5 protein-coding genes are annotated in these 12,172 nt (G+C 52.8%); all 5 read left to right on the top strand.

The annotated features are described in order from the left end of the window. The first annotated feature begins 42 nt into the window (after positions 1–42). The 5 genes from RS891_RS30640 to RS891_RS30620 all read left to right on the top strand — a co-directional run bounded on the left by RS891_RS30640 (position 43) and on the right by RS891_RS30620 (position 12,165). Entirely contained in the window at positions 43–828 is a 786-nt protein-coding gene (locus RS891_RS30640; protein ID WP_315794028.1) for a 2,3-dihydro-2,3-dihydroxybenzoate dehydrogenase, read from the top strand. A 23-nt stretch (positions 829–851) separates the two neighbouring features. Further along, entirely contained in the window at positions 852–2,186 is a 1,335-nt protein-coding gene (gene dhbC, locus RS891_RS30635) for an isochorismate synthase DhbC (protein WP_315794027.1), read from the top strand. Positions 2,187–2,189: 3 nt separating this feature from the next. Then, positions 2,190–3,803: a (2,3-dihydroxybenzoyl)adenylate synthase gene (locus RS891_RS30630; protein WP_315794026.1), complete on the top strand. Its 1,614-nt coding sequence runs from the start codon at positions 2,190–2,192 to the stop codon at positions 3,801–3,803. 77 nt (positions 3,804–3,880) lie between these two features. After that, positions 3,881–4,930, top strand: a complete 1,050-nt coding sequence (locus RS891_RS30625) for an isochorismatase family protein (RefSeq protein ID WP_315794025.1) — start codon at positions 3,881–3,883, stop codon at positions 4,928–4,930. Continuing rightward, a complete protein-coding gene (locus tag RS891_RS30620) occupies positions 4,927–12,165 on the top strand; it encodes a non-ribosomal peptide synthetase (protein ID WP_315794023.1) in 7,239 nt (2,412 codons plus the stop codon). The genes RS891_RS30625 and RS891_RS30620 overlap by 4 nt, the downstream gene beginning before the upstream one ends. Positions 12,166–12,172 lie beyond the last annotated feature (7 nt).

The raw sequence follows: 12,172 nt of genomic DNA, 5'->3' as shown, positions 1-12,172 counted from the left end.
CTCCAACAGGAGAGGGAGCAGTAATGCAAGGGAGGAACAGGAGTGAGTTACACAGGGATTGATGGAAAAGTAGCCGTAGTCACCGGGGCTGCGCAAGGCATCGGTGAAGCCGTGGCAAGGTTGCTTGCCGAGCAGGGCGCTATTGTTGCAGCTTTCGACGTACGTGAGGATCAGTTGAATCAACTGGTCACAGATCTGCATAGTCAGGGTCATCAGGCAACAGCCTGTCCTATGGATATATCTAACCGTCAATCCGTTGAAGATGCAATCCAGCGTATTGAGAAGACATTAGGTCCGATTGGCATTCTGGTGAATGCAGCGGGAGTACTATACACAGGGGCTGTGAGTGAGCTCCGTGATGAAGAATGGACAAGAACTTTTGATGTGAATACACATGGTGTATTTTACATGTCCCGTGCTGTGGTGCGATACATGGCCGAACGTCAATCAGGAGCGATTGTTACTGTCGGTTCAAATGCTTCTGGCGTGCCCCGGATGCACATGTCTGCTTACGTAGCTTCCAAAGCGGCTTCAACCATGTTCACCAAATGTTTGGCGCTTGAATACGCCTCAGACCATATCCGCTGTAACATTGTATCTCCAGGTTCGACGGATACCGATATGCAGCGTGCATTGTGGGTGGATGAGCATGGAGCACAGGCCGTTATCGCGGGTTCTCCGCAAGCTTATCGACTGGGCATACCACTGAACAGGCTGGCGTTGCCATCGGATATCGCGGATAGTGTGCTTTTTTTGGTATCGGATCAGGCTAGACATATTACGATGCATAACTTGTGTGTGGACGGAGGCGCCACGTTAGGTGCCTGAATCAAGATAAGGAGATGATAATCATGTCAAAAGCGGGTACGGTTGCTGCAACTTCCGCCTTACACCTTCTGGAACAATATCGGGAGGGGACGTCCTTTTTCTGGTCTTCACCGCAACATACCCTGTTAGCTCAAGGGGAACAGATTCGATGGTCTGCCATGGAGGTATCAGAAGAGAATACACCTGATTCCATGGGCGCGGTTAGTATTAACGAACAAAAGCGTAATGAAGCAACGCAGCTTTTCATTCACCGGATGGAGCAGCTGATGGAAAAGGCGAGACGCTTGGGCCAACCGAAACCGATTGTGGTTGGCGCCATTCCGTTCGATCCGATACATTCTTCTGCTGAGCTATTCGTGCCAGAGAAGATCCAATGGGCTGAGCCCTTATCCCCGGACGCCAGAGCATTGGTGGGAAAATATCCAGCCGCGGTGGATTGTGAGGTACGTGAAGAACCTGCCGGAGCCATGTTCCAACAAAGCGTAAACAACGTTTTATTGAATCTGAATCAAGGCGATCTCCACAAAGTTGTGTTATCTCGTACACTTCATGTGACTTCACAGGCGTTAGTGAACACGCATCAGTTACTCCGTAATTTGTTCAGGGATAACACACACGGATATACATTTGCAGTTCCAATGACGAAGCTATCTCAATTGAAAGGTGATATAACAACGAATAATCGCGCTGTTGTTGAGGAGGGAAATGACACCCATCGGACGTATGTCGGAGCGAGTCCCGAATTGCTGGTTACCCGGAAAGGATCCAAAGTGAGAGCCAATCCACTCGCCGGGTCTGCTGCCCGGAGTGAAGATCCGGCTGAAGACCGCCGCCGTGCAGAAGCACTGCTGGCTTCAGCAAAAGATCGCCATGAACATGCAGTAGTCATTGAGGCTGTGGCGGAAGCACTGCGTCCGCTGTGCAAGCAGCTATCCGTCCCGGCCGAACCTTCCTTGATCCAGACACGGACCATGTGGCACTTATCCACGGAAATTCACGGAGAGCTTGCTGATGTGAACACATCATCACTGGAACTTGCCTTTGCTCTTCATCCTACACCAGCAATCTGTGGAACACCTGTACAGGCCGCTCGGGAAGCCATCCGAGAACAGGAACCGTTTGAACGGGGATTATTCACTGGCATGGTGGGATGGTGTGACAGTGACGGTGACGGCGAGTGGGCTGTAACGATCCGCTGTGCGGAAGTGGAAGGCGATACGCTTAAACTGTTCGCTGGCGCGGGTATTGTGGCAGGTTCTACAGCAGAAGCGGAGCTGGCAGAGACCTCAGCGAAATTCGGAACAATGCTGCTCGCCATGGGTTTGGATTCATCTGTGTCCAGTATAAAGGAGGAATGAGTGATGCTGTCAGGATTTCAGGCCTGGCCTGAGGAAATTGCCGAACGTTATCGTCAGGAAGGCTGCTGGGAAGGAATTACGTTTGGAGAAATGCTCCGCCAGCGTGCTGATCTATATGGCAATCGGGTAGCCGTTATCAGTGGCGAACAACAATTAACCTACACTGAGCTGAACGACCGGGTGGATCGTCTGGCCGCTGGCTTACATGCCAAGGGAATACGACAGCATGATCGGGTTATTATCCAGCTGCCCAATATTACGGCATTTATTGAGGTGTGTTTTGCCTTATTCCGCATTGGTGCACTGCCGGTATACGCCCTGCCCTTGCACCGGAAGAGTGAGATTACGTATTTTGCCCGTTTCTCTGAGGCTGTAGCATACGTGATACCTGATCAGGATGGAGGGTTTGATTACCGCACGCTGGCAGAAGAGGTTCAGGCAGAGGTTCCGGGACTTCGGCAAGTATTCGTGGCGGGAGAAGCGGGGCGATTCACGGCTGTGGAAGATGTCTATGCAGCACCAATCACCCTGCCGTATGAGCCAATTTCTTCGGACGTTGCTTTTCTTCAGTTGTCTGGCGGGAGTACTGGTCTGTCCAAAATGATTCCCCGCACCCATGATGACTACATCTACAGTTTGCGAAGAAGTGTGGAGGTCTGTGGACTTACCCCAGAGAGTGTTTACTTGGCCGTTCTGCCTATAGCACACAATTATCCGATGAGCTCCCCGGGCTTTCTGGGTACGCTGTATGCGGGTGGAACCATTGTACTGTCACGCGGGTCCAGTCCCGATGAAGCTTTTCCTCTCATTTTGCGTCATCAGGTGACCATAACGTCTCTTGTACCGCCACTCGCGCTTATATGGTTAAATGCGGCGGCGACCCGGGGAATTAAACTTCCCTCACTTGAGGTGCTTCAAGTTGGTGGAGCCAAATTCAGCGCCGAGGTGGCTGCACGTGTCCAACCCGTCCTGGGTTGCACTTTGCAGCAAGTGTTCGGCATGGCGGAGGGACTGGTGAACTACACCCGTCTGGATGATCCGCTGCATGTCATCGTTAACACTCAGGGTAAGCCGATGTCTCCGTATGACGAAGTACGAATTGTGGATGACGAGGACATGGATGTGGAACAGGGACAATCGGGGCATTTACTGACACGAGGGCCTTATACGATTCGAGGTTATTACAAGGCTGGGGAGCATAATGCCAGATCGTTTACCACAGACGGTTTCTATCGTACAGGAGATATTGCCAGTCTTACCGCTGATGGATATCTCGTTGTGGAAGGACGGGCGAAGGATCAAATTAACCGTGGCGGCGATAAAGTGGCAGCCGAGGAAGTGGAAAATCATCTGCTTGCCCATCCTTCCGTACATGATGCGGCATTGGTATCCATGCCGGATGAATATTTGGGCGAGCGCTCCTGTGCATTTATCGTGCCGAGCGGTGAAGCTCCGTCAGCTGCCGAAGTGAAATCTTTTCTGCGTAATCGGGGGCTTGCGAGCTATAAAATACCGGATCGGATTGAGTTTGTGCAGTCTTTTCCCAAAACTCAAGTTGGCAAAGTAAGCAAAAAAGCGTTGCGCGAGATGATTACGGCCAAACAGCCCATATCCTGATTGTTATTTCGGATAGATAGCACTACACACAGTGATGAACTTGATTGTGATCAATAAAGCTGAAAAGAGGGATATTCATGGCACTTCCAAAGATTCAACCCTATGCAATGCCTGTAGAGTCGGAGCTTCCCGTCAACAAGGTAACGTGGACACCGGATGCGAAGCGGTCGGTACTCCTGATCCATGATATGCAGCAATATTTTATGAACGCCTTTACGGCAGGACAATCCCCTGTTGTGGAGCTGATCGATCATATTTCACAGCTTCGTGCGAAGTGTCATGAGCTTGGCATTCCGGTGGTTTACTCTGCTCAACCGGGCGGACAGACTCCGGAGCAGCGCGGGTTACAGCTGGACTTTTGGGGTGCAGGAATTGATGGAGGACCTGTACAAAAAGAAATTATTGATGCACTCGCACCTGCCCCGCAGGATACATTCATGACCAAATGGCGATACAGCGCCTTCCAGAAGACAGAACTGTTTGAACTAATGCAGCGGGATGGTCGCGATCAACTGATCGTCTGCGGCATTTATGCTCATATCGGATGTCTGATGACCTCCTGCGAAGCCTTTATGAGAGACATTCAGGCATTCCTGGTGGCGGATGCAGTAGCTGATTTCTCGGCGGAAAAACATCGCATGGCCCTGACTTATGCAGCAGAACGGTGCGCGGTGACACTGACAACCGGGCGTTTGCTTGAGTCGCTACATGTCACGGCCGAAGGCGTAATTAAAGGAACAGTAAAGTCGGATGCAGGTAAACAAGGTGAACAAGCCTCTGCTACACCCGCTCAAGTGAATGTATTACAGGCTGAGCAGCAAACGGCATCCGCAGCGGGTAAGCTCCAAAACGGACATGATAGCGTTGACCATGTGACATTGGAAGCATTAAGAAATCAGGTCGGCGAGATGCTCCAGGAGCAGCCTGGTAACATTGGGGAGCACGATGATTTGATCCAAAACTGGGGACTGGATTCCATTCGTATTATGAGTCTGGCTGAGCGCTTTCGTGTGGAAGGCGCGGGGGTAACGTTCGTGGATCTGGCGGAGCAGCCTACATTGGCTGCTTGGGCAGCGTTGCTGGACAAGGCCAAAAATAAGGTGCTCCCGAACGGAGACTACTTTTGAGCGGGGCCGTGCATACGTCGCATAGTCGGAACACGTCTTGGCCCCTGTCCGCTGCACAGTCTGGCATCTGGTTCGCTCAGCAGTTGAATCCGGACAATCCGATGTACAATACCGCCGAGTATGTGGTCATCGAGGGTAGCGTAGACACCGGACGCTTCGAAGAAAGTGTGCGACAGACCGTCTCGGAAGCAGAATCGCTGAATATGGTTTATGGCGAAAATGAACGAGGTCCATGGCAGTCTTTGAACAACAACCCGAATCATTGGACATTTCATGTCATCGACGTAAGGGAGGAGCCGGAACCCCACACAGCAGCACTGGCCTGGATGAAAAAAGATCTGGCCAATCCCGTCAATCTGGCGACAGGTCCACTCTTCACGGAGGCCTTGTTCCAGGTAAGCCATGATTGTTATTACTGGTATCAGCGCATCCATCATATCGCGATTGATGGATATGGCGTTTCGCTGATTACCCGCAGGGTGGCCAGTCTATATTCTACAAGTGTAAGAGGAGAAGCTGTAGATCAAGTGCAGCAGGGGGCGTCGTTTGGCTCGTTGACGGCCGTTCTTCAGGAAGACGAGGCTTATCTTGGCTCGGTGGACAAAGAGCAGGATCGTCAGTTCTGGATGGATCGGTATGCAGATGAACCGGATGTTGTCAGCCTGGGGGAACGGGCTCCGCGAACCTCGACCTATTTCCTGAGACAGAGCGGACTGCTAACACAGCCGCAGCGCGAGCAATTGCAGGCGGCAGCGGCAAGGTTCGGTGTGACTTGGCCGGATTTGTTTGTAGCGGCAACGGCCATTTACGTACACCGAATGACAGGGGTGACCGATATTGTGCTGGCCCTGCCCGTGATGTGCCGTTTGGGATCAACATCCCTGCGGGTTCCGGGTATGGTCATGAATGTGCTTCCGCTGCGTCTCAACGTAGAGTCGGATCTGACCGTGTCCGAGTTGCTGAAACAGGTTGTGCAGGAGATTCGGACGGTACGCAAACATCAACGCTATCGGCACCAGGATCTGCGGCGTGATCTGAAGCTGCTTGGAGAGAATCGCCGCCTGTTCGGACCCATGATTAATGTCATGCCATTCCACCATGAATTGAACTTTGCGGGGCAGCGCGGCATGATTCACAACCTGTCCACGGGCCCGGTGGACGATCTGTCCATCCATGTTGTAGACCAAGGGCATGGTCACGGGCTGAGTATTGATTTTGACGCGAATCCGTCCATCTACAATGATTCCGAACTGCTGAACCATCAGCTTCGTTATATGCAGCTGCTGAACCTGGTGATGCAGGAGGGGATGGAGACGGGAACGGTGGGGCGACTGGAATTGCTGCTCCCTGCCGAACGTGAGCAAGTATTGGTGACATGGAATGGAACGGGACAGGTGACAGCCGATAGCAATTCGGCAGCACTGTTTGAACAGCAGGTCCGCCGCACGCCTTCCGCAACGGCGCTGACATTCGAAGGGGCGTCCCTGACGTATGCAGAGCTGAATGAACGGGCGAATCAGTTGGCTCATGAATTAATACAACGATATCAGGCAGGACCGGAACAACGGGTGGCCATTGCTCTGCCTCGTTCGCTTGAAGTGGTCATTGCCATTGTGGCTGTCCACAAAACGGGCGCCGCTTATCTGCCGCTTGACCCTGATTACCCCGAAGAGCGTTTGACCTACATGTTGGAGGATGCCAATCCTGCTTGTGTGGTGACGGTAATGAACCAGGTTTCCAGTTTGCCGACAACATCCAGTGTACCGATGATGGTCTTGGATGAACCGAATACTGCTACAGCAGTGAGTCGCCAGCCTGGAAGTAATCCCGAAAGTGATGATCTGACAAATACAGCTTCTCTGCTCAATCCTTCGTATATTATCTACACTTCAGGTTCTACCGGTAAGCCCAAGGGCGTAGCCGTAACCCATCTGGGACTGGCGAATCTGCTTGAGGATATGAAGACGAGACTACAAGTGGCTCCGAAGGATCACTGGCTGTCGGTGACCACGATTGCTTTTGATATATCCGTGCTGGAAGTCTTCCTGCCGCTAACGACGGGTGCCCGGCTGGATATTGCGCATAAAGAGACGATTCTTGATCCGGTAGCTCTCGCTGGGAAAATGAGAGAGCTGGGAACGACCATCATGCAGGCTACGCCTACGTTATGGCAGTCTTTGGTGACGAGCCGGCCAGGGCGATTCGATGGGCTAACCGTGATTACCGGAGGAGAGGCGCTGACGGAGGAACTGAGGCTTTCTTTGCAGGAGCTGGGGTGTCACGTCAATAACCAGTACGGTCCGACCGAGACGACCATTTATTCCACGGCTGCTTCGTTCGACAGAGGGGCGATGGGGAAACCGTCGATTGGTGGTCCGGTTCGCAACACGCAGCTATATGTGCTGGATCAAGGGTTGAAGCCAGTACCTTCGGGTGTAGCAGGGGAACTGTATATCGCAGGCGAAGGGCTTGCGCGCGGGTATTTGGGCAGGCCTGATCTGACCGCAGAACGCTTTGTAGCCAATCCCTTCGGTCAGCCAGGCAGTCGGATGTACCGTACAGGAGATTTGGCGAAATGGCTGCCGGATGGTTCCATCGATTATTTGGGTCGTGCTGATCATCAGATCAAAATTAGAGGTTTCCGGATAGAACTGGGCGAGATTGAATCGGTAATCTACAGATATCCAGGTATAGCTCAGGTCACGGTCATGGCTCGCGAGGACCAACCGGGAAACCAGCGACTGGCTGCGTATGTAGTGGCTGAGTCTGAACCCGAGAATCGTATGGATCTGGCAGAACTAAGAGCTTACGTGGCGGATGCATTGCCGGATTACATGGTGCCTTCTGCATTCACGCTACTGCCCGAGATGCCGCTGACACCGAATAAAAAGATTGATCGCAAACGGCTTCCTGTACCTACTTTGCAGTCCAATGCCACTGGGCGGGAGGCGCGCACACCACAGGAGGAAATTCTGTGCAGTCTGTTTGCCGAGATTCTTGGTGTTGGTCGTGTGGGCATTGACGATGATTTCTTTGAACTGGGTGGGCACTCCCTGCTGGCTGGACGAATTACAGCACGTATCCGTGATGTATTCGGTGCAGATCTGACCATTGGCAGTGTGTTTGAAGCTCCAACCGCCGCAGGCCTGGCCAAACGATTGGATCAGGCAAAATCGGTGAGACCTGTTATTCAGCCTGTTCCACGTCAGGGGGAGCTTCCGCTCTCCTTTGCCCAGCGAAGATTGTGGTTTATGTATTGTCTGGAAGGCGCCAATCCGACGTATAACATTCCGCTGGTTGCCCGGTTGGCCGGGAGGCTGGATACGGATGCTCTGGAGAACGCCCTGCAGGATATTGTAGACCGTCATGAGACATTACGAACGTTGTATCCGCCTGAAATGGGTTCTGCGAGCCAGCATATTCTGAATGCTGCTGACGTCAAAGTGAAATTGAATATAACCGCTGCTGCGGAGCGGGAGCTTCCCGAGCTTCTGACAGAAGCGTCACGCTACAGCTTCCAGCTATCCACGGAACCAGGCATCCGTGCCGAGTTGTTCAGAACTGGCCCGGATGAGCATGTGCTGCTGTTGCTGCTGCATCATATTGCAGGGGATGGATGGTCATTGTCACCGCTCATCCGCGATCTGTCGGAGGCTTATGCGTCACGCTTGCGGAGTGTTTCACCTACCTGGGAGCCGCTGCGCATTCAATATGCCGACTATGCGGTGTGGCAGGAGAGATTGCTAGGGGATGAGAAACAGCAGGACAGTCTGATTGCAAGACAGATGGAATTCTGGAGTAACCAGCTGGCCAATTTACCAGAGCAGGTTACATTCCCTACAGATTACGCCCGTCCAGTCGTGTCCAGTTATCGCGGTGGGTCGGTGCCTTTTACGATCAGTCAACGTTTGCATGAGCAATTGATGGTCATCGCACGTGAGAATAAAGTCAGCCTATTCATGGTGCTGCACTCGGCACTGTCCTTGCTGCTTACCCGAATGGGAGCAGGAACGGATATCGCGATAGGAACACCGATTGCCGGACGGAGCGATGATGCGCTGGATGAAGTCGTCGGAATGTTCATTAACACTCTTGTACTGCGTACCGACATTTCAGGTGATCCAACATTCCGCGAACTGCTGGCCCGTGTGCGGGAAGTCGACCTGGCTGCATATGAACATCAGGATCTACCCTTTGAACGGTTGGTTGAAGTGTTAAATCCGCCTCGATCCCGTTCCAAACATCCGCTCTTCCAAGTGATGCTTGTGCTGCAAAATACACCGGATATTCGTCTTGAACTGCCGGGTATTGCGGCGGAAACCCGCATGCATGGTGTGGGATCATCCAAATTTGATCTAACCCTTGAGCTGACAGAGCAGCGTCAGCATAACGGATCTCCAGGCGGAATTGAAGGTGTGCTGGAATATAGTTCGGATCTCTTCCGGGAATCTACTGCAGGTGAACTTGTGATTCGATTGATGCAGGTGCTTGAAGATGCCGTGCAGCAGTTGGATGAACGAATCAGCAGATTTCATGTCGTGACCCCGACAGAGCAGGCACAGCTTGAAAAAGAATGGTCCTTTACGCTGAGTGAGGATGCACAACTGACCATAGCCGAGCGCTTTGAAATACAAGCAGCGGCTCATCCGGGTGCGACTGCCATGACCTGTGGGGATATTACCTTGAATTACAGGGAGCTGAATGCAAGAGCCAATCAGCTTGCCAGATTACTGATCGCTCAAGGCGTGGGACCCGAGCATATGGTAGCGCTGGCCTTACCTCGCTCCGTTGAAATGGTTGTGGGCATTCTCGCTGTGTTAAAAGCAGGAGCCGCTTATCTGCCGCTCGACCCCAATTATCCGGCAGATCGGTTGACACATATGCTGACAGATGCAGCACCGAAAGTCATGGTAACGAGTACAGAGGTATTCACCTTGCTTCCACAGGTATCGGAAATTCAGTGTATTAATATGGACGATTCGCATACTTTGCAGCAATTGGGGATGCTGGATGATCGAAACCCTGCGGATCGTGAACGCAATGGGCGTGTAACACCACTGAGTCCGGCTTACATGATCTATACCTCAGGTTCGACAGGCAAGCCCAAAGGGGTCGTGATTCCGCATGCCAATGTCATCCGTTTATTGGATGCCACGCAGCACTGGTTCCACTTTGACGCGAGTGATGTGTGGACCTTGTTCCACTCTTATGCATTTGACTTCTCCGTCTGGGAAATCTGGGGGCCGCTGCTGCATGGAGGGCGATTAGTCGTTGTTCCTCATGAAATCAGCCGTTCACCTGGAGCGTTCCTGGAATTGCTCGCTGAGCAAAAGGTGACCGTATTGAACCAGACGCCATCTGCGTTCTACCAACTTATGCAGGCTGACCGGGAAAATCCGGTCTGGGGACAGCAGCTCGCACTTCGTTATGTCGTTTTTGGAGGCGAAGCACTGGAGCTGGGCCGCTTGGATGATTGGTACGAGCGCCATGCTGATGATGCGCCAAAACTCATCAATATGTATGGCATCACCGAGACAACGGTTCACGTCAGCTACAAGGAACTGCATGCAGGTAGTTCTACCGAAGGTGCAAGCAGCTGGATTGGATGCGCCATACCGGATCTGCGGGTATACGTGCTGGATAATCAACTGGAGCCTGTGCCGACAGGAGTAACCGGAGAGATGTATGTATCCGGGGCAGGTCTGGCTCGTGGTTATTGGAATCGACCTGATCTTACAGCTGAGCGATTCGTTGCTGATCCATACGGTCCGCCAGGTAATCGTATGTACCGGACAGGAGATTTGGCGAAGCGTCTGCATGATGGCTCGCTCGATTATTTGGGCCGGGCGGATCAGCAGGTGAAAATTCGGGGATTCCGCATTGAGCTTGGCGAGATTGAAGCAGTGCTGGCAAGGCATCCAAGCGTGGCCCAGGCTGCTGTAATCGTCCGTGAGGACCAGCCGGGAGATCAGCGTCTTGTAGCTTATATCGTTCCGGCTTCGGACACAGGGATGATATCGGAATCGACGGCCTTGCGTCGTCATGCGTCTGCCAGTCTTCCCGATTATATGGTTCCATCTGCGGTTGTAGCGATGGAGAGCCTGCCGCTTACACCGAATGGCAAGCTGGATCGCAAGGTACTGCCCGCACCGGACATGCAATTAACGACAGGTGGCAGAGCGCCTCGCAACCCGCAGGAGCAGATCCTCTGTGATTTGTTTGCCGAAGTATTGGGCATGCGGAGTGTGAGCATTGACGACAGTTTCTTCGAGCTGGGTGGCCATTCGCTGCTGGCTGTTCGCTTGATGAGCCGCATTCGTGAAGCGATGGGACGGGAGCCGGGCATCGGCATTTTGTTCGAAACAGCTACGGTAGCGGGACTGGCGGAGCGATTGGAGATGGATTCGGATTCCGGAAAAAGCTCGCTTCAGGTGCTGTTGCCGCTCAGAACGCATGGGGAGCATCTACCTGTATTCTGTGTCCATCCCGCAGGAGGACTTAGCTGGTGTTATGCCGGGCTGATGAAACATCTGGGCATGGAGTATCCGCTCTACGGGTTACAGGCCAGAGGAATTGCTGAGGTTGAGGAACTTCCGTCTACACTGGAAGATATGACAGCAGACTACATCCATCATATCCGCATTGTACAGCCTGAGGGGCCTTACCGCCTGCTGGGCTGGTCCCTCGGAGGCAATGTTGCGCATGCCATGGCGGTGCAGCTGCAATCGGAAGGGGAAGAAGTGGAGTTTCTCGCCATGCTGGATGCGTATCCGAGCCACTATCTGCCGATTCGCGGAGAACCGGATGAGGAAGAAGCGTTAACGGCATTGCTTGCACTGGGTGGTTATGATCCGGACAGCATTGGGGATGGACCGCTGGATATGGCAACGGCTATGCGCATATTGCGCAGTGAGGGCAGTGCACTGGCAAGTTTGGATGAAGAGACAATCATGAAGCTGCGGAAAACCTATGAAAATTCCGTACGGATCTTGGGGGCCTATACGCCATCCCGATTCGAGGGGGATCTGATCTTCTTCCGTTCCACCATTATTCCGGACTGGTTTGACCCGATTGAACCGGAAATGTGGAATGCGTATATCGGAGGCCAATTGGAACGGCATGATATCGCTTGCCGTCACAAAGACCTCTGTCAGCCTGGACCGCTGGAGGAAATCTGCCGAACACTGGCCGCCAAGCTGGAGGAGCTGAATCAGCGCGAAATTCAACATAAATAGGAGGATA

The sequence above is a fragment of the Paenibacillus sp. BIC5C1 genome, assembly GCF_032399705.1.
Taxonomy (GTDB): Bacteria; Bacillota; Bacilli; order Paenibacillales; family Paenibacillaceae; genus Paenibacillus; species Paenibacillus taichungensis_A.
The sequence above is the reverse complement of the archived record's forward strand: the minus strand, read 5'-3'. Positions and strand labels throughout refer to the sequence as shown.